The sequence below is a fragment of the Pseudomonas sp. 20-5 genome (genome assembly GCF_056782835.1).
In genome coordinates this window covers 5,140,838-5,167,699 of sequence record NZ_CM165584.1, presented here as the reverse complement: position 1 = coordinate 5,167,699, position 26,862 = coordinate 5,140,838, and the positions used below count along the sequence as shown (strand labels likewise).

Sequence of the window (26,862 nt, the reverse complement as noted above, 5' to 3'; positions counted from 1 at the left end):
ATGCACGACGCCGACACCAGGGGTGGGCTCGGGCACCGGCGGGACTGGAGTCCCGACCCGTCGGCCTGCATGGGCGATGCGGTCGAAATGGATATAGCGAGCGGCGTGCCAGGTTTTTATAGATGAGACTGTTTCTTGATTAACTATTTGATTTTAAAGGTGAATAAATTTTTTATTGCGCTTCGTCGGCGAATTCGATGGAGAGATGCCTGGTTATTTCTATATATTTTCATATCGATCTTTATCTTGAAGGATAAGCAGTGATGAAACGCACGGTCGCCATCGGCTTCATCGGCGCCACCCTCGACCGTCTCGGCAAGGGCGCGGCGCGCTGGCAAAAGTGGCGGCCGAGCATCGGCCTGTGCCAGCAGCCGGATCTGCTGATCGACCGCCTCGAACTGATCCACGGCAACGACGCCCGCGACCTCGGCCTGGCCGAGCGGATTCGCGCCGACATCGCCGCGGTGTCGCCGCATACCGAGGTCCGCCTGCAGCAGATGGAACTGCGCAACCCCTGGGACTTCGAGGAGGTCTATGGCGCCCTGCACGATTTCGTCAGCGCCTACCCCTTCGACACCGAGCGCGAGGACTACCTGGTGCATATCACCACCGGGACCCATGTCGCGCAGATCTGCTGGTTCCTCCTTACCGAGGCGCGCTACCTGCCGGCCCGGCTGGTGCAGACCTCGCCGTCGCGGCGCAAGGACGAGGCGCGCCATCCCGAGGGCTCGGCGACGCTGATCGACCTCGACCTGTCCCGCTACGACCGCATCGCCTCGCGGTTCCGCCGCGAACAGGAGGAAAGCCTGGCTTTTCTCAAGTCGGGAATCGCCACGCGCAATGCCGCTTTCAACCGCTCCATCGAGCAGATCGAGCGGGTCGCCGTGCGTTCGCGGGCACCCATGCTGCTGGTGGGGCCGACCGGTGCCGGCAAATCGTTCCTCGCCCGGCGCATCTATGAACTCAAGCGCAGCCGGCACCAGCTCGACGGGCGTTTCGTCGAGGTCAACTGCGCCACCTTGCGCGGCGACGGCGCGATGTCGGCCCTGTTCGGCCACGTCAAGGGCGCCTTCACCGGCGCGCAGAATGCGCGCGAAGGCCTGCTGCGCGCAGCCGACGGTGGCATGCTGTTCCTCGACGAGATCGGCGAGCTGGGCGCCGACGAACAGGCGATGCTGCTCAAGGCGATCGAAGAGAAGCGCTTCTTCCCGCTGGGTTCGGACCGTGAGGTGGAGAGCGACTTCCAGCTTATCGCCGGGACCCACCGCGACTTGCGCGGACGAGTGGCCGAAGGCCTGTTCCGCGAGGACCTGTTCGCCCGCATCAACCTGTGGACCTTCGAGCTGCCGGGCCTGGCTGGACGCCGCGAGGACATCGAGCCGAACATCGACTTCGAACTGGAGCGGCACGCCCGCGAGCAAGGGCGGCAGGTGCGTTTCAACCTGGAGGCCAAGCGTCGCTACCTGGCCTTCGCCGGTTCCAGCGAAGCGCGCTGGGCCGGCAACTTCCGCGAGCTGTCGGCTTCCATCACACGGATGGCGACCCTGGCCGACAGCGGGCGGATCGACGAGGCGCTGGTCGAGGAGGAGTTCCTCCGCCTGCGCCAGGCCTGGGGGCTCGATGCGGGCCGGGAGCCACTGGCCGATCTGCTGGGGCAGCGGGTGGAGGCCCTGGATCTGTTCGACCGCCTGCAACTGCAGGCGGTGCTGGAGGTGTGCCGCGGGGCTAAGACCCTTTCCGAGGCGGGACGCCGGCTGTTCGCCGTTTCGCGCCAGGACAAGCGCAACCCCAACGACGCCGACCGGCTGCGCAAGTACCTGGCGCGTTTCGGCCTGGACTGGGCGCAGATACGCGCCTGAACACCACTTCGGGATATCCTTGGCGTCTTTTCACGGGCTCCAGGGACGAATGCCGATGAGCGAGATAATGGACGTCGAGCGACTGCGCCAGCGCTGCGCGGCCGGCGAAAGCTTCAAATACCTGTATTTCTGGGGACATCGCCCGGCGGCGGATGACAAGGTCGGCAAGAGCTGTTTCAGCCAGTGGTACGAGGCTTCGTTCAAGCTCGACGGGGTGCGCTACCCCAGCGCCGAGCATTACATGATGGCGGCCAAGGCACGCTTGTTCGACGACCCTAGGTTGCTCGAGCGCATCCTGGCGGCGCGCAGCCCAGGCGAGGCGAAGGCCCTCGGCCGCGAAGTCGCCGGCTTCGACGAGGCACGCTGGAACGCCGAGCGGGTGGGAATCGTGATCGAAGGCAACCTCGGCAAGTTCGGCCAGAACGCTTCGCTGAAGAAATACCTTCTGGGCACCGCCGACCGGGTGCTGGTCGAGGCCAGCCCGGTGGACGCGATCTGGGGCATCGGCCTGGCCGCGAGCGATCCCCTGGCAGCCGAGCCGGCGACCTGGCAAGGCCTCAACCTGCTCGGCTTCGCCCTGATGGAGGTGCGCCGGAGGCTGGCTCAGTAGTAGTACCAGCGCAGCTCCAGCTTCACCTCGTTGATCGGCTTGCCGACATGGCTGAACTCGCGTTCGGCGCTCAGGCGCAGGCCGAGGTCGCGGCCCAGCTCCACCTGCTGGACGAAGCCCAGGCTGCGGCGCACTTCACCGTTGTGGAAGTAGTCGCCCTTGGCCTCCAGGGTCAGGTTGCCCAGCGGGTTGCGCCACAGCAGGCCGCTGTCGAAGCCCACCGCCGGGGCGATGGCGGCGGCGAAGTCCCTGTTGTTCTCGATCCGCGCGGTGCCCATGGCGTAGAGCAGCAGGTCGTCGCCGAACATCCAGCTGCCGCCGGTGCCGCCGTTGAGGTGGCTGACCAGGTTTTCGTCGCCGTCCTCGCCCGGCACCCGCTCCAGGCCGCCGGCGACCTGCCAGGACAGCGGCTTGAGCAACTGGTTGCGCGGGGTCAGCGAGCGGATGGTGACCAGGTCGAGATTCTGCAACTGCCAGCGGTTGCCTTCGTACTGGCGCAGCTTGAGCTGGCCGATCTCGATCTGCGCGCCGAGGGGGAAGCCATAGGCGTTATCGGCGAGGTCATGGTAGGCCATGCGCAGGCCGTATTCGGCGAAGGCGCGGTCATCGCGGCTGCCGACGCCGAACTGCCAGGTCCGTGACTCGTGGCCGTCCTCCGGCTGGCCGGGGCGCTCGACCTGGAGGTCCGGCGGCGGGTTGCGGTTGATCGCTCGCAACAGGTTGTAGCTGCGCGAGGCGATGCCGCTGTCACGCGCCTGACCGGTGGCGCGGTAGCGCACCAGGCGGAAGGCGGCGTCCTGGATCAGCGCCTGGCGCGGCATCGGCAGGGCCTTGAAGTCGGGAGCGTCGAGCAGGCTGTCGTCGTCCGCCAGGCGCTTGGCCCAGTCGCGCTCGGCATGGTCGAGCGGTTCGGCGCGGGCGAGCAGTTCCTTCTCGCGCGACGGCCGGTAGTCGATGCGCTCGATCAGCCCGGCGTTCTTCACCGCGCGGACGGTGTCGGTGGGGATCGCGGTAAGCGGGAACTGCTCGGTCAGCTCGATGCCCGGGCGGGCGATCTCCATCAGTTCGAGCAGGCGGAACGAACAGTTCTCGTCGAAGAAGTAGTAGTCGAAGCGGACCTGCTTGAGTTCCCAGACGTGTTCGACCATGCGCCCGGTCTCCTCGGGCGTCAGGTTCAGCTTGTATTCCCAGAGGTCGCGGTTCTCCAGGCGGCTGTATTCGGCCAGCTTCTCCCGGTACGGGACCAGCGCGAACAGGCCGGGATAGCCGCCCATCAGGCCTTTCCAGGCATAGAGGATGCTGTTGTCCATGCCTTCGATGTAGGCGCCGAAGTTCAGCGCGTAGCTGAGCAGGGCAGTGTTGTTGCTGGTGACGTCGGCCTGGTCGATGCGCAGCAGGGTGTGGCCGAACATCGACGACGGGCTGTTCAGGTAGGCCGCGGGGAACACCAGCACCGCGCTGTGCGGGTTGATGTCGCGGTACCAGTTGTCGTATTCGCCGCACTGCGGCTGCGGCAGGTCGTCGAGTTGCAGTTGCTGGCGCAGCCAGCGGGTGCGCGCCGGGTAGACGCACTGAGCGTGCTTGTCGCCAAGGCTGGGCGAGGCATAGAGCGCCTTTAGCGTGGCCGCCAGTTCGGCGTCCGGGTGGCTCTCGCCGTTGTCGGCGAGGAAGAACCGCTCGTCGTCGACGTAGCTGCGCCAACCGCCGAGCTTGCCGCGTTCGTAGTGGCCGAGGGCGATCCAGTAGGGATCGGCGGCCAGTTGCTGGAGGCGGGCCTCGGGAACCGTGGGCGCAGCCAGAAGGGGGGAGCAGGCGCACAGCGCCATCCAGGGCAACAGGCGTTTCGGCATCGGCAAGGCTTAATGCTTGGGGAAAGGGGCCTGCCCGCGAACGGGCAGGCGGCGAGGCTCAGGCCTGCTCGGCGTACTTGGCCAGGCGGGCGTCCTGTTTCAGGATCGCCTGGGTGTTGGCATAGACGTCGGCGGCGGTGGCGTCGGACTTGTTGAAGATCTCGGAGAAATGCTCATGGGTGACGGCGGCGAAGTGCTCGCGGTCCTGCGGTTGCACGCCCAGCACCACGGCATAGGTGGTCAGCGCTTCGCCATTGCCCTTGGCCATGTCTTCGGAGAGCTCGTCCATCATGCTGCCGAGCACCAGCAGGGGCTTGCCGCCATAGGACAGCGCGCCGTTGGTATGGCAGCCGTTGGTGCCGGTGGTCATGCCGAAGGTGTTGTTGCCGGAAGTACCGTTGGTGGTCGCCGCGACCACGTGGGTGGCCACGCCGCGCTGGCCTTTGAAGAGCATGTTGCCCCAGCCGCAGCCGGCGCCGCCGGGAGCGTCGGCGAAAGCGTTGAAGGAGGCGGCGGCGAACAGGGTACCGAGCAGAATCCGTTTCATCGTTTGTTCTCTCTTGAGGTGGATCGGAGCCATCTGGAGCGGGCCAGCGACGCCGTGAGCTTTTCGGAATGCCACCGGGGTGTCAAGGCACCGAATGGGTGGCAGCGCGCAATGCCGGGCGAAAATTGACCGGCGTCAGCGGCAATCCGCTTGGAACCGTCCAGACTTGGGAAAGTTCTGGTCGGTCTGAGCGAAACCGGCCTTGGTCAGCCGTTCCTCATGCAGGAGGTGGATATGAGCGCTTTCGACCCCGCTACCGCCCTGGAAACCCTGGCGACCGAGTACGCGGCACGCGCCGCGGCGATCCGTCGGGACCTGGCGCGCAGCCATTCGCCGGACTTCGCCGAGCAGGCGGTGCAGCGCCAGAACGACGAAGTGCTCGAAGGCCTGCTCGCCGAGGCGGAGGCGGGGATGCGTCAGGTCGGCCTGGCCCGCCTGCGCCTGGCGGAAGGTCGCTACGGCTACTGCGAGCGCTGCGGCGAGGCCATCGAACCGGCGCGCCTGGCCGCCCTGCCTGCGGCGGAATACTGCCTGCGCTGCGCCGACCTGGTACATCGGTGAGATAGCGCCATCCGCGCCTTGTCAGTGGCGCGAGGCTGGGGGGAGAATGCGGGCGACGACACCCCGCGGCGATCTGCCGCCCGATGCAAGGATTCCCGATGCCCGATTCCGTCGCTGCCGGCCTGCGCCTGGCGCCAGAAGAACTGACCCGCCCGTTCGCTCCCGAGCAATTCGCCTTCGACACCACCGATGACCTGGAGCCCTTCCGCGGCGTGCTGGGCCAGGAGCGTGCGGTCGAGGCGCTGCAGTTCGGTGTGGCGATGCCGCGTCCGGGTTACAACGTATTCGTCATGGGCGAGCCGGGGACCGGACGCTTCTCCTTCGTCAAACGCTATCTGCAAGCCGAGGGCAAGCGCGTCGCCACGCCCTCCGACTGGGTCTACCTGAACAATTTCGACGAGCCGCGCGAACCTCGGGTGATCGAGCTGCCGCCGGGCAGCGCGACCGAATTCAGCGCCGACATCGACCGTCTGATCGACAACCTGATGTCGACCTTCCCGGCGGTCTTCGAGCATCCGGCCTACCAGCAGAAGAAGAACGCCGTCGACCGCGCTTTCAACCAGCGCTACGACCGCGCCCTGGACTCGGTGGAGCGGCGCGCCCTGGAGAAGGACGTGGCGCTGTACCGCGACAGCGCCAACGTCGCCTTCACCCCGATGAAGGACGGCAAGGCCCTCGACGAGGCCGAATTCGCCCAGTTGCCCGAAGCCGAGCGCGAGCGTTTCCACAAGGATATCGCCGCCCTCGAGGAGTACCTCAACGAGGAACTGGCGAGCCTGCCGCAGTGGAAGCGCGAGTCGAGCAACCAGTTGCGCGAGCTCAACGAGGAAACCATCACCCTGGCCCTGCAGCCCCTGCTGGCGCCTCTGGTGGAGAAGTACAACAACAACCCGGGCGTCTGCGCCTACCTGCAGGCGATGCAACTGAACCTGCTGAAGACCGTGGTCGACCAACTGGTCGACGACAGCCGCACCGACGCCCAGCGCAAGCAAGGGCTGATCGAGCAGTACGCGCCGAACCAGGCCATCGTCCACCACGCGACCAGCGGCGCGCCGGTGGTGTTCGAGTCGCACCCGACCTACGACAACCTGTTCGGCCGCATCGAGTACAGCTCGGACCAGGGGGCGCTCTACACCAGCTACCGGCAGTTGCGTCCGGGGGCGCTGCACCGGGCCAACGGCGGCTTCCTGATCCTGGAAGCGGAAAAGATGCTTGGCGAGCCGTTCGTCTGGGACGCGCTCAAGCGTGCCCTGCAGTCGCGCCAGTTGAAGATGGAGTCGCCGCTGGCCGAACTCGGCCGCCTGGCTGCGGTTTCCCTGACCCCCCAGGTGATCCCGCTGCAACTGAAGGTGATCATCATCGGCTCGCGGCAGATCTACTACACCCTGCAGGACCTCGATCCGGACTTCCAGGAGATGTTCCGGGTACTGGTGGACTTCGACGAGGACATCCCGCTGGGCGAGGACAGCCTCGAACAGTTCGCCCAGTTGCTCAAGACGCGCACCTCGGAAGAGGGCATGGCGCCCCTCAGCGGCGCGGCGGTGGCGCGACTGGCGACCTACAGCGCGCGCCTGGCCGAGCACCAGGGGCGGCTTTCGGCACGGATCGGCGATCTGTTCCAGTTGGTCAGCGAAGCCGATTTCATCCGTCAGCTGGCGAACGAGGAGGTGATCCAGCTCGGCCACATCGAGCGTGCCCTCAAGGCCAAGCAGACCCGCACCGGACGGGTGTCGGCGCGGATCCTCGACGACATGCTGGCGGGGATCATCCTGATCGACACCGCTGGCGCCGCGGTCGGCAAGTGCAACGGACTGACCGTGCTGGAGGTGGGCGACTCGGTGTTCGGCGTGCCGGCGCGGATTTCCGCGACCGTTTATCCGGGCAGCAGCGGCATCGTCGATATCGAGCGCGAAGTCAACCTCGGCCAGCCGATCCACTCCAAGGGTGTGATGATCCTTACCGGCTACCTGGGTAGCCGCTACGCCCAGGAGTTCCCCCTGGAAATCTCCGCCAGCATCGCCCTGGAACAATCCTACGGCTACGTGGACGGCGACAGCGCCTCGCTGGGCGAGGTCTGCACGCTGATCTCGGCGCTGTCGCGGACGCCCTTGAAGCAGTGCTTCGCCATTACCGGCTCGATCAACCAGTTCGGCGAGGTGCAGGCGGTCGGCGGCGTCAACGAGAAGATCGAGGGCTTCTTCCGCCTCTGCGAAGCGCGCGGCCTGACCGGCGAACAGGGTGTGATCATCCCGCGCGCCAACGTCACTACCCTGATGCTCGACGAGCGCGTGTTGCAGGCGGTGCGCGCCGGGCAGTTCCACGTCTACGCGGTGCGCGAGGTGGACGAGGCGCTGGCGCTGCTGGTGGGCAAGCCGGTCGGTGCCCAGGACGAGAAGGGACGCTTCCCGAAAGGCAGCGTGAACGATCTGGTCGTGGCGCGCTTGCAGGAGATATCCGAACTCGGCATGGAAGAGGACGACAAGGAAAAGGACAAACCGGCGGAGAAAGAGACCGTCGTGGCGAAGGACAAGGCCGCGGCGAAGAAGGACTGAGCCTGGCGCGCTGTCGGAACCTGTCGAGGGCGGGGCTGGAAAGCCCCGCCCTCGTGCGTTTCAGCCCTGTGGACAAGTTCCCGCCGGCGCTATGCGGAACCTGGCGGCAGGTGTAGGCTCAAAACTGGGAACCCCCGTGAGGATGCCGCCATGCCGCGTAACCTCTGCCTCATCCGCCCTTGTCTGGGGCTGACCACGCGAATCGAATGCGTGGTCAGGCCGCTGGCCGGAGAGAACGGACTCTGGACCCTGCTTTGCGCCGCCGGCATGTCCGGCTCCCAGCCTTCGGCGATCAAGGCCCAGGGCCCCTTCCACGGACCGCTGGTGGCCGAAGGGGTGTTGCAGGCGATTGCCGACTGCCTGGCCCAGCAAGGCTATATCGAAGCCGTCGACCCGCCGATCTGGCGCCTGCACCTGCAGGGCGAACTGCGCCGACTCAATGGCGAACGACGGCCGCATGTCGGCGACTACCTGTTTCGCCCGGAATCCTGAGCGGCGCCTGGGCAAAGCCTGAGCAATCCGGCCGAGGCCCCGTGCCATCATCGCTGGCGGGATCCATCCCGGCTCGGTGCACATATTTATCCACAGATTTTCTGGATAAAAACCGCCGGCCGCTGCGTTATACTCGCCGCCCCATTTTCCCCTGCACATACACACAAGAGACCATGGAACGCTTTTTCGAAAACGCCATGTACGCCTCGCGCTGGCTGCTGGCTCCCATCTACATGGGCCTGTCGCTGGCGCTGCTGGCGTTGACCATCAAGTTCTTCCAGGAAATATTCCACGTCATCCCGAACATCTTCGCGATGGCCGAGGCCGACCTGATCCTGGTCCTGCTCTCACTGATCGACATGGCTCTGGTTGGCGGCCTGTTGGTCATGGTGATGATCTCCGGCTACGAGAACTTCGTTTCGCAACTGGACATCGACGAAGGCAAGGAAAAGCTCAGCTGGCTGGGCAAGATGGATTCCGGCTCGCTGAAGAACAAGGTGGCCGCCTCCATCGTGGCGATCTCTTCGATCCACCTGTTGCGCATCTTCATGGACGCGAAGAATGTGCCGGACAACAAGCTGATGTGGTACGTGATCATCCACATGACCTTCGTGCTCTCGGCGTTCGCCATGGGCTACCTGGATAAGCAGACCCGTCACTGACGACCCTCTCCAGTGTTTCGCTCGCGCCGCCCGGCCGTTGTAAAACGGACGGGCGGCGGCGTTTCCGGCTTGCGTTGCCTGCCGCCTGGGCAAGACTTTCCTGTGATATCGGGCGGACGCCGGGAGCGGGCGTCCTTCGCATCGTCGGGGCCTGCCGGCCGGACGATGCCGGGAGTCGGGCCGGCGCTGTCGGGACCGAGGCGGTTGGCGGAAACCTGGAGGCTTCCGCTGCCTGCGCAACCTCGAGAGGTTCGCGATGAACATGCAGGATCTCGCCGGCCGGGTCCAGGCCGGACATATCGACGCCTTGCACCTGGTGTCGCTGGAGGGCGGCATCTATGTCCTGGAGGCGCAGATGGGCGACCGCGCCTATCCGGTGGAGGACGATCTCGGCCAGCCGGTCAGCCTGCGCTCCGTGGAGCATGCGCGCCAGGTACTGCGCGGGCTGGACAGGGTTCCGGTGGAGTTGGTGTGCGCCGATGTCGATGACGAGATGTGTGGACTCCTGGCCGAGTCGGGTTCGTTTATCGGCGGGCTGCCGCTGTCGATCCGCCAGGGTTGAGCACAAGCGGCTGCGCCGGTAGGGGGGAAGGGCCTTCTGTGCTAGGCTGGCCGCCCTTTTTCGACCCCACAGCGGAGCAGCGCCATGAGCGAACTCAACCTGACCACTGACGAAGCCCGTGTCAGCTACGGCATCGGCCGTCAACTGGGCGACCAACTGCGCGAGAATCCGGTTCCGGGCATGACCCTGGACGCAGTCCTGGCCGGCCTGTCCGATGCGTTCGCAGGTATCGACAGCCGGGTTTCCGGCGAGGCGCTGTCGGCCAGCTTCCAGGTGATCCGCGAGCGCATGCAGGCCGAAGCCCAGGCCAAGGCCGAAGCCGCCGCTGGCGAAGGCCGCGCCTACCTGGCCGAGAACGCCAAGCGCGAAGGCGTGACCGTGCTGCCCTCGGGCCTGCAGTTCGAAGTGCTGAGCACTGGCGAGGGCGCCAAGCCTTCCCGCGAGGATACCGTGCGCACCCACTACCACGGCACCCTGATCGACGGCACCGTATTCGACAGCTCCTACCAGCGTGGCCAGCCGGCCGAGTTCCCGGTGGGCGGCGTGATCGCCGGCTGGGTCGAAGCGCTGCAACTGATGAACGCCGGCTCCAAGTGGCGCCTGCACGTACCGAGCGAACTGGCCTATGGCGGCCAGGCCGTCGGCAGCATTCCCCCGCACAGCGTGCTGGTGTTCGACGTCGAACTGCTGGAAATCCTCTGAGGCGCATCGGCCCCAGGAAGGAGCGAAACGCCCCGTCGACGCATCGACGGGGCGTTTTTCATGGCGGCATCAGTAGCGGGCATCCAGCGGACGCTTGTCCTTCGGCCAGTCCTTGATCTTGTCCGGGAAGTCCGGGCGCGGCTGGTGCGAAAAGTACTCCGCGACGTCCACTGCGTCCTGGTCGCTGAGGCCGCCCTGGCCGAGCGGGAAGCGTTCCTGGAAGCCGATCGGCATGTTGTGCTTGACGAAGGCGGCAGCGGTGAAGGTCCGCGCCATGCCGGCGCCGATATTGAACGACTCGTCGCCCCACAGCGGTGGGAAGAGCATCTCGCCGGCACTGTTCCTCAGCCCCTCGCCATTCTCGCCATGACACACCGCGCATTGTCGGGCGTAGACCTTGCGGCCGTTCTCCGGGTCGGGCTTCAGCGCCGGGTCGACCTTGCCGACGCCGCGGCCGGCGACCTTGTCCTGCGGCCGGGTGTTGTTCTTCATCCAGTCGAAGTAGGCCACCATCGCCTGCATGTCGGCAGAGTCCGGCGGCAGAGGCTTACCGTTCATCGAGCGCCGGAAGCAGCCGTTGATGCGTTCCTCCAGGCCGATGACCTTGCCCGCCCGGGGCGCGTAGCTGGGGAAGAACGCCGAGACGCCGACGAAGGGCGAGCCGTCGGCTACGGTTCCGGCGTTCAGGTGGCAACTGGTGCAGTTCAACTGGTTGCCGACGTTCGCCGGCAGCAGCTCGCGGGTCTCCAGGTGCAGGCGCATGCCGCGTACCACCTGTTCGGCGTTCGGCGCCGCGAGCATGTCCGCCAGGCGTGGAGAGACGAAGGTCGTGGCCGGGCCGTTGCCGGCCTCGATCCGCTGGCGCAGTTTCTTCACCTGGCCGGCATCGATCGACGAACCCTGGTTGCCCCAACTGCTGCGGACGAAGCTGAGGATCTCGGCGATTTCGCGGTCTTCCAGCTGGGCGAAGCCGGGCATGGTGTAGACCCGCGAGTGGGTTGCGGTCTGCGCGGTTTTCCAACCGGTAAGGGTGATATGCAGTAGCGTGCTCGGGTTGGCCGAAGCGACCGTGGGGTTGCCGGCCAGCGGCGGGAACATGCCCGGGACGCCGCTGCCGTCCTTGCGGTGGCAGTCGGAGCAGAACTGCGCGTAGCCGAGACCGCCCCGCGAGCTGTACAGGTCGACCGGTGCTGCCAGTGGGCGTTCGCTGTCGGGCATGGGCAGGTCGTCCTTGCCGGCCGGCAGGGACTTCAGGTAGCTGGCGATGGCCAGCAGATCGTCGTCGCTGAAGTGCTGGGTGCTGTGGTGGATGACATCGGTCATGCTGCCGGACACCGTGGCGAAGCGGTTCTGCCCGGTCTTCAGCAACTGCACGGTGTCCTCCACCGTCCACAGGTTGCGCAGGCTCAGGGCTTGCCATTGTTCGACGGTTTCTCCGGCGAGGTAGAACTGCCCGGAACGACCGGCTTCGCTCATGGCTTTTTCCTGGAAGGCGATGCCGCGCGGAGTATGGCAGGCGCCGCAGTGACCGAGCCCCTGTACCAGGTAGGCGCCGCGGTTGATCGCCGGGTCCGCGTCGCTGGAGGGGATGAACGGCGCGTCGTCGAGGAACGCCCAGTTCCACAGCGACAGGCCCCAGCGCTGGTTGAACGGCCAGCTCATCGCGCTCGGCGTATTCGCCTGGGTGACGGGTTGCACGCCGTGCATCAGGTAGGCGTACAGCGCACGCATGTCTTCTTCGCTGATCTTGGCGTAGGACGGGTAGGGCATCGCCGGATAGAGATTCACTCCCTCGGCGGTCACCCCCTTGCGCATGGCGCGGTCGAACTCTTCGAAGCTGTAGCGGCCGATGCCGGTCTCCCGGTCGGGAGTGATGTTGGTCGAGTAGATGGTACCCATTGGCGTCTTCAGCTCCAGGCCGCCGGCCATCGGCGCGCCCTGCGGGCCGGTATGGCAGGCGATGCAGTCGCCGAGCTGGGCCACGTAGCGGCCTTTTTCGATGAGCGCAGCGTCCGTGGTCGGTTCGCTGGCATGGAGCAGGGGAACGATGGAGCACAGCGCGCCGAGCAAGCCGAGGCGCGGGAAAGAAGCAGGCATTTCCTCATCCTTAGGCGTAGGCCTGGGGCGGTCCCCTCGGCCACGGTCCATTCTTTTTTTCGTTATGCGGCCGTCGACAGGACGACGGCCACGCCGCTGTTGTAACGGCTTTCAGGCGAGGTCGGCTTGATGTGGATCAGGCAGGAATCCCTATCGCGGCGAGGGGCTGCCGGCGTGCTCGGGCGAGGCGTTACGGAAAGACCGGGACATGAGGAAAGTGACTCCGGGAAGGTCGTCCGTGACCTTCCCGGAACCGGCCGGAGGCGCCTTTGCCTCCGTTCGTGCGATCCGCCTCCCGGGCAGCGGCGCACGGATGACGCGTCCTGGCGTCATCGCAAAGGCTCAGCGCAGGGCGCGGGCGTAGCAGAAGAGGAACAGGTTGCGTACCAGCTCCTTGAGGATCAGCGGTTCGCTCGAGTTCAACTCGTGCAGGTCCAGGCCGCCCTGGTCACGCAGTTCGTCCAGCGCGTCTTCTTCCAGGACTGCGCAGATTTCCCCGGTTTCCCGGTGCAGGATCCGCAGGTAGGGGTGTGGCCGATCAAGCCAGGCATCGATCAAATAAGTCATGGCGCTCATCTCCGTGACAAGACTGTGAGATGAGAATAATTCTTATTATCGTAATAGCAAGTCTTGATCGTGCCTTTCGTCGCAAAACGAAAACGCCGCCGTGAAAACGGCGGCGTTCGTCACAAGTCGAGCCCGGTTCAGTGGGTCCGGGCGACAGCGAATTCGCTGAGTTCGACCAGGGCGGAGCGGTATTCGTTGTCCGGCAGCGTATCCAGGCAGGCGATGGCGCGGGCGGCGTAGTCGCGGGCGAGGTTGGCGGTATAGTCCAGGGCGCCGGCAGCCTCGACGGCGGCACAGACGCTCTCCAGGTCCTGGCTGCCGCCTTGCTGGATGGCCTTGCGTACCAGCGCGGCCTGCTCCTCGGTGCCGTCGCGCATGGTGACGATCAGCGGTAGGGTGGGCTTGCCTTCGGCGAGGTCGTCGCCGACGTTCTTGCCGAGGGTCGCGGCGTCGCCGCGGTAGTCGAGCAGGTCGTCCACCAGCTGGAAGGCGATTCCCAGGTAGTCGCCGAAGCGGCGCAGTGCCTCGGACTGTTCCTCGCCGGCCTGGCACAGCGCGGCGGCGCTGTGGGTCGAGGCCTCGAAAAGCATCGCGGTCTTGCCGCGGATCACTTCCATGTAGGTCTCTTCGGTAGTGCTGGCGTCGCGTACCTTGGACAATTGCAGCACTTCGCCCTCGGCGATCACCCGGGTGGCCTGGGATATGATGCGCATGACCGGCATGGAACCCAGCTCGACCATCATTTCGAAGGAGCGGGCATAAAGGAAGTCGCCTACCAGCACGCTCGGCGCGTTGCCCCACAGGGCATTGGCGGTGGAGCGGCCGCGGCGCAGGCCGGAGGCGTCGACGACGTCGTCGTGCAGCAGAGTGGAGGTGTGCAGGAATTCGATGGTGGCGGCCAGCAGGCAGAGGTCGTCGCCCTTGTAGCCCAGGGTCTTGCCGGCGAGCAGGACCAGCAGCGGGCGCAGGCGCTTGCCGCCGGCGGAGATGATGTAGTCGCCGATCTTTTCCACCAGGGGAACGCGGGAGGTGAGTTGGCGACGGATGATCCCGTCGACGGCGGTGAAATCTTCCGCCACCACGCGGTAGAAGGCCTGGGGTTGCATCAGTGACAATAGCTCCACAAAGATTGCGCGGCATGCTAGGTGGCAGGGGGGGGACTGTCAAGGAAAGGCCCGTGGCACTTGCCTCGGCCTGGACCTTTCCGTACAATCGCGGGCCCTGAACTTCCTTGGCATACCCTGCCTTACGCAATTGCACGGGCGTCCGATCCGACCCCATGCAGCCATGCCGGCCGATTCCTACTTCTATAAAGCGTCGGGTGAGCAGGTTTAACGGAGATACACATGTACGCAGTGATTGTTACCGGTGGCAAGCAGCACAAAGTCACCGAAGGCGAATTCCTCAAGGTCGAGAAACTCGACGTCGCTACCGGCGAAGCGATCGATTTCGACCGCGTCCTGCTGGTTGCCAATGGCGAAGACGTGAAAATCGGCCTGCCGGTCGTCGAAGGTGCGAAGGTTACCGCTGAAGTGGTTTCCCACGGCCGTCACGACAAGGTCCGCATCATCAAGTTCCGCCGTCGTAAGCACCACATGAAGCGTCAGGGCCACCGCCAGTGGTTCACTGAAATCAAGATCACCGGCATTCAGGCCTAATTCCTTTCTGGAGGATATGACTCATGGCACACAAAAAAGCTGGCGGTTCTACCCGCAACGGCCGCGACTCAGAAAGTAAACGCCTTGGCGTGAAACTGTTCGGCGGCCAGGCTGTAAAGGCTGGCAACATCCTGGTTCGTCAGCGCGGCACCAAATTCCACGCCGGTTACGGCGTTGGCCTGGGCAAGGACCACACCCTGTTCGCGAAAGTGGACGGCGTGGTCAAGTTTGAGACCAAAGGCGCCTTTGGTCGCAAATACGTGAGCATCGTTGCTGCCTAAGCAATAGCTCGCTGAAAAAGCCCTGTCTCGCGACGGGGCTTTTTTGTTTCTGCGCCGGCTTCCGGCCATGCCCTGCTTTCGGGGCATCCTGTATCCTATGTTTTTTTCTGTTAACCCGCCCTCGTGGTGGGAGGCATATCCATGAAATTCGTCGATGAAGTATCAATCCACGTGAAAGCCGGTGACGGCGGCAATGGCCTCATGAGCTTTCGTCGCGAGAAGTTCATCGAAAAGGGCGGTCCCAACGGCGGCGACGGTGGCGACGGCGGTTCCATCTACCTGGAAGCCGACGTCAACCTGAACACCCTGGTCGACTATCGCTACACCCGCCGTTTCGATGCCCAGCGCGGCGAGAACGGCGGCAGCAAGGACTGCACCGGGGCCAAGGGCGACGACCTGATCCTGCCGGTGCCGGTCGGTACCACCGTGATCGACGCCAATACCCAGGAAATCATCGGCGACCTGACCGAGCCCGGTCAGCGGCTGATGGTCGCTCAGGGCGGCTGGCACGGCCTCGGTAACACCCGTTTCAAATCCAGTACCAATCGGGCGCCGCGCCAGACCACCCCGGGCAAGCCGGGCGAGGCGCGTGACCTCAAGCTGGAACTGAAGGTGCTGGCCGACGTCGGCCTGCTGGGACTGCCGAATGCCGGCAAGAGCACTTTCATCCGTGCAGTGTCCGCGGCCAAGCCGAAGGTGGCCGACTATCCGTTCACCACCCTGGTGCCGAACCTCGGCGTGGTCAGTGTCGGTCGCTACAAGAGCTTCGTGGTCGCCGACATTCCCGGCCTGATCGAAGGTGCCGCCGAAGGCGCCGGGCTGGGCATCCGCTTCCTCAAGCATCTGGCGCGGACCCGCATCCTCCTGCATCTGGTGGACATGGCGCCGCTGGACGAAAGCGATCCGGCCGATGCCGCCGAGGTCATCGTTCGCGAGCTGGGTCGCTTCAGTCCGGCGCTGACCGAGCGCGAGCGCTGGCTGGTGCTGAACAAGATGGACCAGATCCTCGATCCGGCCGAGCGCGAGGCGCGCAAGCAGGCGGTGATCGAGCGGTTGGGCTGGGAAGGCCCGGTCTATGTGATCTCCGCCCTGGAGCGCGATGGCACCGAGGCGCTCAGCCAGGACATCATGCGCTATCTCGACGAGCGTACCCTGCGCCTGGAAGAAGATCCGCAGTATGCCGAGGAACTGGCCGAACTCGACCGGCGTATCGAGGACGAGGCGCGGGCCCGTCTGCAGGCCCTGGACGATGCGCGCGCGCTGCGGCGTTCGGGTCTGAAGAACGCCGGTGCGGTGGATGACGATGATTTCGATGATGAGGAAGACGACGGCGACGGTCCGGAGATCTTCTACGTTCCCTGATGGCGTGATACCCCGCCGGGCGGGCCGGCGGGGCTGAAGAGTCGAAGCCTGGGCTTCTAAGGTTGAGGGTATGCGGGACAAGGTGACTGGCGCGCGGCGCTGGGTGGTGAAGATCGGTAGCGCCCTGCTGACGGCCGATGGCCGTGGGCTGGATCGCAATGCCATGGCCGTTTGGGTCGAGCAGATGGTGGCGCTGCATTGCGCCGGCATCGAGCTGGTGCTGGTGTCGTCCGGCGCCGTCGCCGCCGGTATGAGCCGCCTGGGCTGGGTGTCCCGACCTAGCGCGATGCACGAACTCCAGGCCGCCGCCTCGGTGGGGCAAATGGGGTTGGTGCAGGCCTGGGAGTCCAGCTTCGCCCTGCATGGCCTGCAGACCGCCCAGGTGTTGCTGACCCATGACGACCTCTCCGACCGCAAGCGCTACCTGAACGCCCGCAGCACCCTGCGGACCCTGGTCGAGCTGGGCGTGGTCCCGGTGATCAACGAGAACGACACGGTGGTCACCGACGAGATCCGCTTCGGCGACAACGACACCCTGGCGGCACTGGTGGCCAACCTGGTCGAGGCCGACCTGCTGGTGATCCTTACCGATCGCGACGGGATGTTCGACGCCGATCCGCGCAACAATCCCGATGCCCAACTGATCTACGAGGCGCGTGCCGATGATCCGCAGCTCGATGCGGTGGCCGGCGGCAGTGCCGGCGCCCTGGGGCGCGGCGGAATGCAGACCAAGCTGCGGGCGGCGCGCCTGGCGGCGCGTTCCGGCGGGCATACGGTGATCGTCGGCGGGCGTATCGAGCGTGTCCTCGACCGCCTGCGCGCCGGCGAACGCCTCGGCACCCTGTTGACCCCTGATCGCAGTCGCAAGGCGGCGCGCAAGCAATGGCTGGCCGGCCACTTGCAGATGCGCGGCACCCTGGTGCTGGACGATGGGGCGGTGAAGGCGGTGAGCCAGGATCACAAGAGCCTGTTGCCGGTTGGGGTCAAGGCGGTCCAGGGCAGCTTCCGTCGCGGCGAGATGGTGGTCTGTGTGGACCAGGGCGGGCGCGAAGTGGCGCGCGGCCTGGTCAACTACAGTGCGCTGGAGGCGCAGAAGATCCTCGGTCAGCCGACGGATGCCATCGAGGCCTTGCTCGGCTACGTGGATGGGCCGGAGCTGGTGCATCGCGACAATCTGGTTCTGGTCTGAGGAGAGGGCGAATGCGCAAGCTCGCGGGGTTGCTGGGTGGTCTGCTGCTGTTGCCGGCGCTTGCCGGGGCGGAGGAGATCGGCGAGGTTTCCACGGTGTTCAAGTGGGTCGGGCCGAACGACAAGATTGTCGTCGAGGCTTTCGACGATCCCAAGGTGCAGGGCGTGACCTGCTATCTGTCGCGCGCCAAGACCGGTGGGGTCAAGGGCGGCCTGGGGCTGGCGGAGGATCGCGCCGAGGCGTCGATCGCCTGTCGCCAGGTGGGGCCGATCCAGTTCAGTGGCGAACTCAAGGATGGCGAAGAGGTGTTCAGGCAGCGCACTTCGCTGGTGTTCAAAAGCATGCAGGTGGTGCGCTTCTTCGATCGCAAGCGCAATGCCTTGGTCTATCTGGTCTACAGCGACCGGGTGATCGAAGGTAGTCCGCAGAACGCGGTGACGGCGATTCCCCTCATGCCATGGCCGACCGCTCGCTGAAGCGAGCGAGTCGCGGGCAATAAAAAACCGGCCATTGGCCGGTTTTTTATTCGAGCAAGGCGTGCCTTAGGCGGCAGCGGTGCTGAGGGCCTTGATGTGGCCGCTCAGACGGCTCTTGTGACGAGCAGCCTTGTTCTTGTGGATGATGCCTTTGTCAGCCATGCGGTCGATCACCGGTACAGCGGCGGTGAAGGCGGCCTGGGCTTTTTCCAGGTCCTTGGCGTCGATGGCTTTCACGACGTTCTTGATGTAGGTGCGCACCATGGAGCGCAGGCTGGCGTTGTGGCTGCGACGCTTCTCAGCCTGTTTGGCGCGTTTTTTGGCGGAAGGTGTGTTGGCCACCGTCGAGCTCCTCGAAAAAAACTGGGTAAATAGCGAACAAATTAAGGCCGCGAATAATGCCGTCGCCTCCAGGGGTTGTCAAGGGGCTGCGCATGCGGCCGGAAAGATCGGCGACGGATGTCGCCTGCTTTCTTGCGGGTGATTTATTCCGGCGCGCATTCTACACTCGGCGCGCCCTTGCGGACCGCCGTTCGGCGGCGAGGGCGTACTCGCGCGATGAACCGGCCCGGCCGGTCGCGGTCTTGGACAGGATCAATTTCGACATGCCGGCAGCCCGACATCCATGAATCTTCTCAAATCATTGGCGGCGGTGAGTTCCATCACCATGCTGTCGCGGGTCCTCGGCTTCGTCCGCGATACCATCCTGGCGCGGATCTTCGGTGCCGGCCTCGCCACCGACGCCTTTTTCGTCGCCTTCAAGCTGCCCAACCTGTTGCGGCGGATCTTCGCCGAGGGGGCGTTTTCCCAGGCTTTCGTGCCGATCCTGGCAGAGTACAAGAACCAGCAGGGCGAGGAGGCGACGCGGACCTTCATCGCCTACGTTTCCGGCTTGCTCACGCTGGTGCTGGCGCTGGTCACGGCGCTCGGCATCCTCGCCGCGCCCTGGGTTATCTGGGTCACCGCGCCGGGCTTCGCCGATACCCCGGAAAAGTTCGCCCTGACCACCGACCTGCTGCGGGTGACCTTTCCTTATATATTGCTGATCTCGCTGTCGTCCCTGGCCGGCGCGATCCTCAACACCTGGAACCGCTTCTCGGTGCCGGCCTTCGTGCCGACCCTGCTGAACGTCGCAATGATCGGCTTCGCGCTGTTCCTCACGCCTTATTTCGATCCGCCGGTCATGGTGCTGGGCTGGGCGGTGCTGGCCGGCGGCCTGTTGCAGCTCCTCTATCAACTGCCGCACCTGAGGAAGATCGGCATGCTCGTGCTGCCGCGCCTGAACCTCAGGGACAGCGGCGTCTGGCGGGTGATGAAGCTGATGCTGCCGGCGATCCTGGGGGTCTCGGTGAGCCAGATCTCGCTGATCATCAACACCATCTTCGCCTCGTTCCTGGCAGCCGGTTCGGTGTCCTGGATGTACTACGCCGACCGCCTGATGGAGCTGCCTTCCGGCGTATTGGGCGTGGCGCTGGGGACGATCCTCCTGCCGATGCTGGCGAAGACCTATTCGAACAAGGATCGCCATGAGTACTCGCGCCTGCTCGACTGGGGCCTGCGCCTGTGCTTCCTGCTGGTGCTGCCGTGTTCGCTGGCCCTGGCGATCCTCGCCGAACCTCTGACCGTCTCGCTGTTCCAGTACGGCAAGTTCACCACGGTGGACGCGGCGATGACCCAGCGCGCGCTGGTCGCCTACTCCGTCGGCCTGCTCGGCATCATCCTGGTCAAGGTTCTGGCGCCGGGCTTCTATGCCCAGCAGAACATCCGTACGCCAGTGAAGATCGCGCTCTTCACCCTGGTTTGCACCCAACTGATGAACCTGGCCTTCATCGGCCCGCTTCAGCATGCCGGCCTGGCCCTGTCCATCGGCCTGGCCGCCTGCCTGAATGCCGGCCTGCTCTACTGGCAACTGCGCAAGCAGCGTCTGTACCTGCCGCAACCGGGCTGGGCGAAGTTCCTGGTCAAGCTGGTGGTCGCGGTGCTGGCGATGTCGGCGGTGCTGCTGGCCACGATGCACTGGCTGCCGGCCTGGGAGCAGGGCGCCATGCTGGAGCGATTCCTGCGCCTCGGCCTGCTGGTGGTTGCCGGTCTCCTGGCCTATTTCGGTATGCTCGCGCTGCTGGGTTTCCGCCTGCGCGACTTTTCCCGCCGGGCGGTGCTGTGAAGCGCGTCCGGGCTGGCGGCGGGATCATGCCGTTTTGCCTGTTGTCCGGCGCCCGGTACGCGTATAATCGACCACTTTCTGAGCAATAAGCGTGCTATGCAGCTGCTTCGCGGACTACACAACCTGCAGCCCCTGGCCGGGGGCTGCGTCGCCACCATCGGTAACTTCGACGGCGTCCACCTCGGGCACCAGGCTATCCTGGCGCGTCTGCGCGAGCGCTCGCTGGAGCTGGGCGTACCCAGCTGCGTGGTGATTTTCGAGCCGCAGCCGCGCGAGTTCTTCTCCCCCGATTCGGCGCCGGTGCGCCTGACCCGCCTGCGCGAGAAACTCGAGTTGCTGCGTGGGCAGGGCGTCGACGTGGTGCTCTGCCTGGCCTTCAACCGCCGCTTGCGCGAGCTGTCGGCAGCCGAGTTCGTCCGCCAGGTCCTGGTCGATGGACTGGCGGTGCGGCATCTTGAAGTGGGCGACGATTTCCGTTTCGGCTGCGACCGCTCCGGTGACTTCGCCTTCCTGGTGAACGCCAGTCGCGAGCAGGGGTTCACCGTCGAGGCGGCCACCACCGTCGAACTGGACGGTGTGCGGGTGAGCAGCACGCGGGTCCGCCAGGCCCTGGCCGAGGGCGACCTGCATCTCGCCGAGCGCCTTCTGGGGCGTCCCTTCAGCCTGAGCGGACGGGTCCTGCATGGACAGAAACTCGGCCGGCAACTGGGCTCGCCCACGGCCAACATTCAACTGAAACGGCGCAAGGCGCCGTTGAACGGGGTCTACCTGGTCAGTACGCTGGTCGATGGCCAGCGTTGCCAGGGGGTGGCGAACATCGGCACCCGCCCTTCGGTGAACGGCGACGGCCGTCCCCATCTGGAAGTGCACCTGCTCGATTTCGCCGGCGATCTATACGGCCGGCATCTGCAGGTGACCTTCCACCAGAAGCTGCGCGACGAGCAGCGTTTTGCCTCCCTGGAGGCACTCAAGGCGGCGATTCTCGCGGATATCGCCGCCGCCCGGGCCTACTGGCTGGGCCAACCGCTTGATTGAAGAGATCCTGAACAGGCCCTGAGATGACCGACTACAAAGCGACGCTAAACCTTCCGGAAACCGCCTTCCCAATGAAAGCCGGCCTGCCCCAGCGCGAGCCGGAAACCCTGAAGTTCTGGAACGACATCGGTCTGTACCAGAAGCTGCGGGCCATTGGCGGCGACCGTCCGAAGTTCGTCCTGCACGATGGCCCTCCGTACGCCAACGGCAGCATTCACATCGGTCACGCGGTCAACAAGATTCTCAAGGACATCATTGTCCGCTCCAAGACCCTGGCGGGCTACGACGCGCCCTATGTGCCGGGCTGGGATTGCCACGGCCTGCCCATCGAGCACAAGGTCGAGACCACCCACGGCAAGAATCTTCCGGCGGACAAGACCCGCGAACTGTGCCGCGAATACGCGGCCGAGCAGATCGAAGGGCAGAAGGCCGACTTCATCCGCCTGGGCGTGCTCGGCGAGTGGGACAACCCCTACAAGACCATGAATTTCGCCAACGAGGCGAACGAAATCCGCGCCCTCGCGGAAATGGTCAAGCAGGACTTCGTGTTCAAGGGCCTGAAGCCGGTCAACTGGTGCTTCGACTGTGGTTCGGCGCTGGCCGAGGCCGAGGTCGAGTACGCCGACAAGAAGTCGCCGACCATCGACGTCGGCTTCCCGGTGGCGGATGCCGACAAGCTGGCCGCGGCCTTCGGCCTGGCGGCCCTGGACAAGCCGGCGCAGATCGTCATCTGGACCACCACGCCCTGGACCATCCCCGCCAACCAGGCGCTGAACGTGCATCCGGAGATCGACTACGCGCTGGTCGATGCCGGCGATCGCTACCTGGTGCTGGCCGAGGCCCTGGTCGAGTCCTGCCTGGCGCGCTACCAGCGCGAGGGCAAGGTGGTCGCCACCGCCAAGGGCGAGGCGCTGGAACTGATCAACTTCCGCCATCCGTTCTACGAGCGCCTGTCGCCGGTCTACCTGGCCGACTACGTGGCCCTCGATGCCGGCACCGGTATCGTCCACTCGTCGCCGGCCTACGGCGAAGACGACTTCTATACCTGCAAGCGCTACGGGATGAGCAACGACGACATCCTCAGCCCGGTGCAGAGCAACGGCGTCTACGTCGACTCGTTGCCGTTCTTCGGCGGCCAGTTCATCTGGAAGGCCAACCCCAACGTGGTGGCCAAGCTGGAAGAGGTCGGCAGCCTGCTGGCCCACGAAACCATCAATCACAGCTACATGCACTGCTGGCGGCACAAGACGCCGCTGATCTATCGCGCCACCGCGCAGTGGTTCGTCGGCATGGACAAGCAGCCCAGGCAGGGTGCTTCCCTGCGCGAGCGAGCGCTGGAAGCCATCACCCAGACCGAATTCGTCCCGGGCTGGGGCCAGGCGCGCCTGCACGGAATGATCGCCGGGCGTCCCGACTGGTGCATCTCGCGCCAGCGCAACTGGGGCGTACCGATCCCGTTCTTCCTGCACAAGGCCAGTGGCGAACTGCATCCACGCACCGTGGAGCTGATGGAAGAGGTCGCGCAGCGAGTCGAGAAGGAAGGCATCGAAGCCTGGTTCAAGCTCGACGCCGCCGAGCTGCTCGGCGAGGAGGCCGCGCAGTACGAGAAGATCAACGACACCCTGGACGTCTGGTTCGACTCCGGCACCACCCATTGGCACGTGCTGCGTGGTTCCCACCGGATCGGCCATGCCAGCGGCCCGGTCGCCGATCTCTACCTGGAAGGTTCCGACCAGCACCGTGGCTGGTTCCACTCCTCGCTGCTGACCGGCTGCGCGATCGACAACCATGCGCCGTACCGCCAGTTGCTGACCCACGGTTTCACCGTCGACGAGTCCGGCCGCAAGATGTCCAAGTCGCTGGGCAACACCGTGGTGCCGCAGACCGTCATCGATACCCTGGGCGCCGACATCCTGCGCCTGTGGGTGGCTTCGACCGATTACTCGGGCGAGATCGCGGTATCCCAGCAGATTCTCCAGCGTAGCGCCGATGCCTACCGGCGGATCCGCAATACCACGCGCTTCCTGCTGTCCAACCTGAACGGTTTCGATCCGGCCACGGATCTGCTGCCGCCCCAGGAAATGCTGGCCCTGGATCGCTGGGCGGTCGACCGCGCCCTGCTCTTGCAGCGCGAGATCGAAGAGGCGTACCGCGAGTACCGCTTCTGGAACGTCTATTCCAAGGTGCACAACTTCTGCGTACAGGAGCTGGGCGGGTTCTACCTGGACATCATCAAGGACCGCCAGTACACCACCGGCGCCAACAGCGTCGCCCGGCGCTCCTGCCAGACCGCACTGTTCCACATCGCCGAGGCCCTCGTGCGCTGGATCGCCCCGATCCTGGCGTTCACCGCCGAGGAAGTCTGGAAGTTCCTGCCCGGCGAGCGCGCCGAGTCGGTAATGCTCGCCACCTGGTACGACGGCCTCAGCGAACTGCCGGCCGACGTGACGCTGAATCGCCAGTACTGGGAACAGGTCATGGCGGTGAAGGCCGCGGTCAACAAGGAGCTGGAGAACCAGCGCGCGGCCAAGGCCGTGGGCGGCAACCTGCAGGCTGAGGTCACCCTGTATGCGGAAGACGCGCTGCAGGCCCAATTGGCCAAGCTGGGCAACGAGCTACGCTTCGTCCTGATCACCTCGACCGCGACCCTGGCGCCGCTGTCGGCGGCTCCGGCCGACGCGGTGGACAGCGAAGTCGCCGGCCTCAAGCTGAAAGTGGTCAAGTCGACCCACGCCAAGTGCGGTCGTTGCTGGCACCATCGCGAGGACGTCGGTCAGCACGCTGCGCATCCTGACCTGTGTGGTCGCTGCATCGAGAACATCGAAGGCAGCGGCGAGGTTCGCCACTATGCCTGAGGTCGATCGTTTCGGGCGCTTGCCCTGGTTGTGGATCACCGTGCTGGTGTTCGTCCTCGACCAGCTCAGCAAGGCGTTCTTCCAGGCCGAACTGAGCATGTACCAGCAGATCGTGGTGATCCCCGATCTGTTCAGCTGGACCCTGGCCTACAACACCGGTGCCGCCTTCAGCTTCCTGGCCGACAGCTCGGGCTGGCAGCGCTGGCTGTTCGCCCTGATCGCCATCGTCGTCAGCGCGATCCTGGTGGTCTGGCTGAAACGCCTGAAGAAAGGCGAGACCTGGTTGGCCATCGCCCTGGCGCTGGTGCTCGGCGGCGCCCTGGGCAACCTCTACGACCGCATGGTCCTTGGCCACGTGGTGGACTTCATCCTGGTGCACTGGCAGAACCGCTGGTACTTCCCGGCGTTCAACCTGGCCGATAGCGCCATCACCGTCGGCGCCGTCATGCTGGCGCTCGACATGTTCAGATCGAAGAAATCCGGAGAAGCCGCCCATGGCTGAGTCGACCCGCATTGGCCAGGAGAGCCGCGTCACCCTGCATTTCGCCCTCAAGCTGGAGGACGGCAACGTCGTCGACAGCACCTTCGACAAGCAGCCGGCCTCGTTCAAGGTCGGCGACGGCAACCTGCTGCCGGGCTTCGAACAGGCGCTGTTCGGCTTGAAGGCTGGCGACAAGCGGACCCTGAGCATTCTTCCCGAACAGGGCTTCGGCCAGCCGAATCCGCAGAACGTGCAGATCATGCCGCGCGATCAGTTCCAGGACATGGAGCTGGCCGAGGGCCTGCTGGTGATCTTCAACGACGCGGCCAAGACCGAACTGCCGGGCGTGGTCAAGGCGTTCGATGAGCAGCAGGTGACCGTCGACTTCAATCATCCGCTGGCCGGCAAGACCCTGGCCTTCGAAGTCGAGATCATTGACGTCCAGCCGGCCTGAACCGTCGGTCGCTGCGCCCTTCCCAAGCGGGGAGGGCGGTAGCAAGGTTCATTCGTCCAATCACCGCGTCGCCCACGAGACCGCCATGCAAATCAAACTCGCCAATCCCCGCGGCTTCTGCGCCGGCGTGGATCGCGCCATCGAGATCGTCAACCGTGCCCTCGATGTCTTCGGCCCGCCGATCTACGTGCGTCACGAGGTGGTGCACAACAAGTTCGTCGTGGACAACCTGCGCCAGCGCGGCGCCATCTTCGTCGAGGAACTCGATCAGGTGCCGGACAACGTCATCGTCATCTTCAGCGCCCACGGCGTTTCCCAGGCGGTCCGCAAGGAAGCCGAGGGGCGCGGCCTGAAGGTTTTCGACGCGACCTGCCCGCTGGTGACCAAGGTGCACATGGAAGTGGTGCGCTACAGCCGCGACGGCCACGAATGCGTGCTGATCGGGCATGAAGGGCACCCCGAGGTGGAAGGCACCATGGGCCAGTACGATGCCAGCAACGGTGGTGCCATCTACCTGGTGGAGGACGAGGCCGACGTCGCCGCGCTGGAGGTGCGCAAGCCCGAAGCCCTGCACTACGTGACCCAGACGACCCTGTCGATGGACGACACCTCGAAGGTCATCGATGCCCTGCGCGCCAAGTTCCCGCAGATCCAGGGACCGCGCAAGAACGACATCTGCTATGCCACCCAGAACCGCCAGGATGCCGTGAAGGAACTGGCCGACCAGTGCGACATGGTCCTGGTGGTGGGCAGCCCCAACAGTTCCAACTCCAACCGCCTGCGCGAACTCGCCGAGCGGATGGGCACGCCGGCCTACCTGATCGACGGCGCCGAGGACATGCAACGCGGCTGGTTCGACGGTGTGCGTCGCATCGGAATCACCGCAGGCGCTTCCGCGCCGGAAGTGCTGGTGCGCGGCGTGATCGCCCAGCTACGCGAGTGGGGGGCGTCGGAGGAGCAGGAACTGGAGGGGCGGGAGGAGAACATTACCTTCTCGATGCCCAAGGAACTGCGGGTCAAGGCTTTGTGAACCGTGCGCAATGAAAGAGCCCCTCTTGTAGAGGGGCTCTTTCGTTTCAGCGCCAGCAGTCGTTGACGGTGCTGTTGTTGCCGGTCTTGCCGGCTGCGCCGCGTTCGCCGAGCTGATTGAGGGTCAGCTTGCCGCAGGTCTTGTCGCGGGTCTGCGAGTTGATCGGCGTGGCGGTCAGGGTATAGGTGGTGCTGGTGGGCGTCGCTATGGTGAGGTTGTACAGGTTGTTCGGCGAGTTGGCCGAACTCATGCCCAGCTTGGCCACGTCCTTGGTGTAGCCGACCCCGGGGTTCTGCGAGTAGTAGCGTTCCTGGCGCGCGGCCGCGTCCGAGAGCAGCGCCTGGCCCTCGGTGCGGTTGGAGCGGATCACGTAGTTCTGGTAACTGGGAATGGCGATGCCGAGGAGGATGCCGATCACCGCCACTACCACCACCATTTCCAGCAACGTGAAGCCCTTCTGTCTTGTCCTCATCGGGGCTGCTCCTCCCCGTCCTGGCGGGGCTGTTCTTTCTCGATCATCTCGGCCAGCTCCTGTTCGCTCATCTGTTTGTGAATGTAGATATCGGTGATGGTGGACCACGGCTGGCTGACGGTGCCAGAGTAGGACACCACGGAGCCCGGCTTGACCTGAAACAGGCTGGGCATGCCGTTCCTGACGGTGCTGTTGGGCAGGCGGTAGAGCCGGTGGTCGATGTCCACCAGGTTCTTCTCGACCTGGACTTCGAAGACCACGCCAGCGCCTTCGAAGGTCTGGGGATCTTCGGCCCAGCAGAGGCCGGGAACGGCCAGGGCCAGCAGCATAGGCAGCACTTTCAT

27 protein-coding genes are annotated in these 26,862 nt (G+C 65.2%); 19 read left to right on the top strand and 8 right to left on the bottom strand.

Going from position 1 to position 26,862, the window contains the following annotated elements:
- Nucleotides 1–263 precede the first annotated feature (263 nt).
- Complete coding sequence (gene rtcR / locus AC1RB9_RS23845; RefSeq protein ID WP_003456765.1) at nt 264–1,859, top strand: RNA repair transcriptional activator RtcR; 1,596 nt, start codon at nt 264–266, stop codon at nt 1,857–1,859.
- A gap of 55 nt (nt 1,860–1,914) precedes the next feature.
- On the top strand, nt 1,915–2,469 hold the full coding sequence (locus AC1RB9_RS23840) for an NADAR family protein (RefSeq protein ID WP_012614550.1): 555 nt from the start codon (nt 1,915–1,917) through the stop codon (nt 2,467–2,469).
- Here the strand turns inward: AC1RB9_RS23840 and AC1RB9_RS23835 are convergent.
- Nucleotides 2,463–4,319 carry an Lnb N-terminal periplasmic domain-containing protein gene (locus AC1RB9_RS23835; RefSeq protein WP_003456762.1) on the bottom strand — a complete coding sequence of 619 codons (1,857 nt, stop codon included), beginning with the start codon at nt 4,317–4,319 and terminating at the stop codon, nt 2,463–2,465. The genes AC1RB9_RS23840 and AC1RB9_RS23835 overlap by 7 nt on opposite strands.
- Before the next feature lie 58 nt (nt 4,320–4,377).
- Nucleotides 4,378–4,866 (bottom strand): DUF3015 domain-containing protein, encoded by a 489-nt coding sequence (locus AC1RB9_RS23830; protein WP_003094783.1) that lies wholly within the window; start codon nt 4,864–4,866, stop codon nt 4,378–4,380.
- Nucleotides 4,867–5,100: 234 nt separating this feature from the next.
- Here AC1RB9_RS23830 and AC1RB9_RS23825 point away from each other — a divergent pair, with 234 nt between their 5' ends.
- The 6 genes from AC1RB9_RS23825 to bamJ all read left to right on the top strand — a co-directional run bounded on the left by AC1RB9_RS23825 (nt 5,101) and on the right by bamJ (nt 10,397).
- Entirely contained in the window at nt 5,101–5,427 is a 327-nt protein-coding gene (locus AC1RB9_RS23825; RefSeq protein ID WP_003116271.1) for a TraR/DksA family transcriptional regulator, read from the top strand.
- Nucleotides 5,428–5,525: 98 nt separating this feature from the next.
- The gene (locus AC1RB9_RS23820; protein ID WP_003105114.1) at nt 5,526–7,979 is read left to right on the top strand and encodes a Lon protease family protein; all 2,454 of its coding nucleotides are present in this window, start codon (nt 5,526–5,528) and stop codon (nt 7,977–7,979) included.
- 150 nt (nt 7,980–8,129) lie between these two features.
- Nucleotides 8,130–8,471, top strand: a complete 342-nt coding sequence (locus AC1RB9_RS23815) for a PA4575 family protein (RefSeq protein WP_003094775.1) — start codon at nt 8,130–8,132, stop codon at nt 8,469–8,471.
- Between the two features lie 173 nt (nt 8,472–8,644).
- Entirely contained in the window at nt 8,645–9,133 is a 489-nt protein-coding gene (locus tag AC1RB9_RS23810; RefSeq protein ID WP_003094773.1) for a TIGR00645 family protein, read from the top strand.
- 256 nt (nt 9,134–9,389) lie between these two features.
- On the top strand, nt 9,390–9,695 hold the full coding sequence (locus tag AC1RB9_RS23805) for a DUF6482 family protein (protein WP_003105116.1): 306 nt from the start codon (nt 9,390–9,392) through the stop codon (nt 9,693–9,695).
- Between the two features lie 84 nt (nt 9,696–9,779).
- Nucleotides 9,780–10,397, top strand: coding sequence for a BamJ family beta-barrel-assembly machinery protein (gene bamJ / locus AC1RB9_RS23800; RefSeq protein WP_003094769.1), 618 nt, complete (start codon nt 9,780–9,782; stop codon nt 10,395–10,397).
- Nucleotides 10,398–10,466: 69 nt separating this feature from the next.
- On the opposite strand, the gene AC1RB9_RS23795 is transcribed toward bamJ, so the two are convergent.
- From AC1RB9_RS23795 to AC1RB9_RS23785, 3 genes are all read right to left on the bottom strand, one after another.
- On the bottom strand, nt 10,467–12,494 hold the full coding sequence (locus AC1RB9_RS23795; RefSeq protein ID WP_003116270.1) for a c-type cytochrome: 2,028 nt from the start codon (nt 12,492–12,494) through the stop codon (nt 10,467–10,469).
- 342 nt (nt 12,495–12,836) lie between these two features.
- Entirely contained in the window at nt 12,837–13,061 is a 225-nt protein-coding gene (locus tag AC1RB9_RS23790) for a PA4570 family protein (protein WP_003094765.1), read from the bottom strand.
- Nucleotides 13,062–13,198: 137 nt separating this feature from the next.
- Nucleotides 13,199–14,167: a polyprenyl synthetase family protein gene (locus AC1RB9_RS23785; protein ID WP_003094763.1), complete on the bottom strand. Its 969-nt coding sequence runs from the start codon at nt 14,165–14,167 to the stop codon at nt 13,199–13,201.
- Between the two features lie 240 nt (nt 14,168–14,407).
- On the opposite strand from AC1RB9_RS23785, the gene rplU reads away from it, so the two are divergent.
- The 5 genes from rplU (at nt 14,408) to AC1RB9_RS23760 (ending at nt 18,027) form a co-directional block, all read left to right on the top strand.
- Nucleotides 14,408–14,719 (top strand): 50S ribosomal protein L21, encoded by a 312-nt coding sequence (gene rplU, locus AC1RB9_RS23780; protein ID WP_003094761.1) that lies wholly within the window; start codon nt 14,408–14,410, stop codon nt 14,717–14,719.
- 23 nt (nt 14,720–14,742) lie between these two features.
- Nucleotides 14,743–15,000 carry a 50S ribosomal protein L27 gene (rpmA, locus tag AC1RB9_RS23775; protein WP_003094760.1) on the top strand — a complete coding sequence of 86 codons (258 nt, stop codon included), beginning with the start codon at nt 14,743–14,745 and terminating at the stop codon, nt 14,998–15,000.
- Between the two features lie 141 nt (nt 15,001–15,141).
- Nucleotides 15,142–16,362, top strand: a complete 1,221-nt coding sequence (gene cgtA / locus AC1RB9_RS23770) for an Obg family GTPase CgtA (protein WP_003094758.1) — start codon at nt 15,142–15,144, stop codon at nt 16,360–16,362.
- A 70-nt stretch (nt 16,363–16,432) separates the two neighbouring features.
- Nucleotides 16,433–17,551 carry a glutamate 5-kinase gene (gene proB, locus AC1RB9_RS23765; RefSeq protein WP_003094756.1) on the top strand — a complete coding sequence of 373 codons (1,119 nt, stop codon included), beginning with the start codon at nt 16,433–16,435 and terminating at the stop codon, nt 17,549–17,551.
- An 11-nt stretch (nt 17,552–17,562) separates the two neighbouring features.
- Complete coding sequence (locus tag AC1RB9_RS23760) at nt 17,563–18,027, top strand: CreA family protein (protein WP_003456749.1); 465 nt, start codon at nt 17,563–17,565, stop codon at nt 18,025–18,027.
- A gap of 66 nt (nt 18,028–18,093) precedes the next feature.
- On the opposite strand, the gene rpsT is transcribed toward AC1RB9_RS23760, so the two are convergent.
- Entirely contained in the window at nt 18,094–18,369 is a 276-nt protein-coding gene (gene rpsT / locus AC1RB9_RS23755; protein ID WP_003094744.1) for a 30S ribosomal protein S20, read from the bottom strand.
- Between the two features lie 283 nt (nt 18,370–18,652).
- On the opposite strand from rpsT, the gene murJ reads away from it, so the two are divergent.
- The 6 genes from murJ (at nt 18,653) to ispH (ending at nt 26,046) form a co-directional block, all read left to right on the top strand.
- The gene (murJ, locus tag AC1RB9_RS23750; protein WP_003456746.1) at nt 18,653–20,191 is read left to right on the top strand and encodes a murein biosynthesis integral membrane protein MurJ; all 1,539 of its coding nucleotides are present in this window, start codon (nt 18,653–18,655) and stop codon (nt 20,189–20,191) included.
- A 96-nt stretch (nt 20,192–20,287) separates the two neighbouring features.
- Nucleotides 20,288–21,226, top strand: coding sequence for a bifunctional riboflavin kinase/FAD synthetase (gene ribF / locus AC1RB9_RS23745; RefSeq protein WP_003102619.1), 939 nt, complete (start codon nt 20,288–20,290; stop codon nt 21,224–21,226).
- 23 nt (nt 21,227–21,249) lie between these two features.
- Nucleotides 21,250–24,081, top strand: coding sequence for an isoleucine--tRNA ligase (gene ileS / locus AC1RB9_RS23740; protein WP_003102617.1), 2,832 nt, complete (start codon nt 21,250–21,252; stop codon nt 24,079–24,081).
- On the top strand, nt 24,074–24,583 hold the full coding sequence (gene lspA, locus AC1RB9_RS23735; protein WP_003094728.1) for a signal peptidase II: 510 nt from the start codon (nt 24,074–24,076) through the stop codon (nt 24,581–24,583). Before ileS ends, lspA begins: the two co-directional genes overlap by 8 nt.
- Entirely contained in the window at nt 24,576–25,016 is a 441-nt protein-coding gene (gene fkpB, locus AC1RB9_RS23730) for an FKBP-type peptidyl-prolyl cis-trans isomerase (RefSeq protein WP_003102613.1), read from the top strand. Before lspA ends, fkpB begins: the two co-directional genes overlap by 8 nt.
- A gap of 85 nt (nt 25,017–25,101) precedes the next feature.
- A complete protein-coding gene (gene ispH / locus AC1RB9_RS23725; protein ID WP_003094724.1) occupies nt 25,102–26,046 on the top strand; it encodes a 4-hydroxy-3-methylbut-2-enyl diphosphate reductase in 945 nt (314 codons plus the stop codon).
- Nucleotides 26,047–26,092: 46 nt separating this feature from the next.
- Here ispH and pilE read toward each other — a convergent pair whose 3' ends face one another.
- Nucleotides 26,093–26,518: a type 4a pilus minor pilin PilE gene (pilE, locus tag AC1RB9_RS23720; protein ID WP_003094721.1), complete on the bottom strand. Its 426-nt coding sequence runs from the start codon at nt 26,516–26,518 to the stop codon at nt 26,093–26,095.
- Nucleotides 26,515–26,862, bottom strand: a complete 348-nt coding sequence (gene pilY2 / locus AC1RB9_RS23715) for a type 4a fimbrial biogenesis protein PilY2 (protein ID WP_003102609.1) — start codon at nt 26,860–26,862, stop codon at nt 26,515–26,517. The genes pilE and pilY2 overlap by 4 nt, the downstream gene beginning before the upstream one ends.

Bases quoted from the DNA above. Each gene is read 5' to 3' on its own strand.
- murJ (WP_003456746.1), top strand. From the start codon at position 18,653: ATGAATCTTCTCAAATCATTGGCGGCGGTGAGTTCCATCACCATGCTG.
- AC1RB9_RS23835 (WP_003456762.1), bottom strand. From the start codon at position 4,319: ATGCCGAAACGCCTGTTGCCCTGGATGGCGCTGTGCGCCTGCTCCCCC.
- AC1RB9_RS23760 (WP_003456749.1), top strand. From the start codon at position 17,563: ATGCGCAAGCTCGCGGGGTTGCTGGGTGGTCTGCTGCTGTTGCCGGCG.
- rpmA (WP_003094760.1), top strand. From the start codon at position 14,743: ATGGCACACAAAAAAGCTGGCGGTTCTACCCGCAACGGCCGCGACTCA.
- ileS (WP_003102617.1), top strand. From the start codon at position 21,250: ATGACCGACTACAAAGCGACGCTAAACCTTCCGGAAACCGCCTTCCCA.
- proB (WP_003094756.1), top strand. From the start codon at position 16,433: ATGCGGGACAAGGTGACTGGCGCGCGGCGCTGGGTGGTGAAGATCGGT.
- pilE (WP_003094721.1), bottom strand. From the start codon at position 26,518: ATGAGGACAAGACAGAAGGGCTTCACGTTGCTGGAAATGGTGGTGGTA.
- AC1RB9_RS23785 (WP_003094763.1), bottom strand. From the start codon at position 14,167: ATGCAACCCCAGGCCTTCTACCGCGTGGTGGCGGAAGATTTCACCGCC.
- AC1RB9_RS23790 (WP_003094765.1), bottom strand. From the start codon at position 13,061: ATGACTTATTTGATCGATGCCTGGCTTGATCGGCCACACCCCTACCTG.
- pilY2 (WP_003102609.1), bottom strand. From the start codon at position 26,862: ATGAAAGTGCTGCCTATGCTGCTGGCCCTGGCCGTTCCCGGCCTCTGC.
- AC1RB9_RS23830 (WP_003094783.1), bottom strand. From the start codon at position 4,866: ATGAAACGGATTCTGCTCGGTACCCTGTTCGCCGCCGCCTCCTTCAAC.
- AC1RB9_RS23810 (WP_003094773.1), top strand. From the start codon at position 8,645: ATGGAACGCTTTTTCGAAAACGCCATGTACGCCTCGCGCTGGCTGCTG.
- lspA (WP_003094728.1), top strand. From the start codon at position 24,074: ATGCCTGAGGTCGATCGTTTCGGGCGCTTGCCCTGGTTGTGGATCACC.
- AC1RB9_RS23795 (WP_003116270.1), bottom strand. From the start codon at position 12,494: ATGCCTGCTTCTTTCCCGCGCCTCGGCTTGCTCGGCGCGCTGTGCTCC.
- AC1RB9_RS23840 (WP_012614550.1), top strand. From the start codon at position 1,915: ATGAGCGAGATAATGGACGTCGAGCGACTGCGCCAGCGCTGCGCGGCC.
- AC1RB9_RS23815 (WP_003094775.1), top strand. From the start codon at position 8,130: ATGCCGCGTAACCTCTGCCTCATCCGCCCTTGTCTGGGGCTGACCACG.
- bamJ (WP_003094769.1), top strand. From the start codon at position 9,780: ATGAGCGAACTCAACCTGACCACTGACGAAGCCCGTGTCAGCTACGGC.
- rtcR (WP_003456765.1), top strand. From the start codon at position 264: ATGAAACGCACGGTCGCCATCGGCTTCATCGGCGCCACCCTCGACCGT.
- rplU (WP_003094761.1), top strand. From the start codon at position 14,408: ATGTACGCAGTGATTGTTACCGGTGGCAAGCAGCACAAAGTCACCGAA.
- AC1RB9_RS23820 (WP_003105114.1), top strand. From the start codon at position 5,526: ATGCCCGATTCCGTCGCTGCCGGCCTGCGCCTGGCGCCAGAAGAACTG.
- AC1RB9_RS23825 (WP_003116271.1), top strand. From the start codon at position 5,101: ATGAGCGCTTTCGACCCCGCTACCGCCCTGGAAACCCTGGCGACCGAG.
- AC1RB9_RS23805 (WP_003105116.1), top strand. From the start codon at position 9,390: ATGAACATGCAGGATCTCGCCGGCCGGGTCCAGGCCGGACATATCGAC.
- ribF (WP_003102619.1), top strand. From the start codon at position 20,288: ATGCAGCTGCTTCGCGGACTACACAACCTGCAGCCCCTGGCCGGGGGC.
- cgtA (WP_003094758.1), top strand. From the start codon at position 15,142: ATGAAATTCGTCGATGAAGTATCAATCCACGTGAAAGCCGGTGACGGC.
- fkpB (WP_003102613.1), top strand. From the start codon at position 24,576: ATGGCTGAGTCGACCCGCATTGGCCAGGAGAGCCGCGTCACCCTGCAT.
- ispH (WP_003094724.1), top strand. From the start codon at position 25,102: ATGCAAATCAAACTCGCCAATCCCCGCGGCTTCTGCGCCGGCGTGGAT.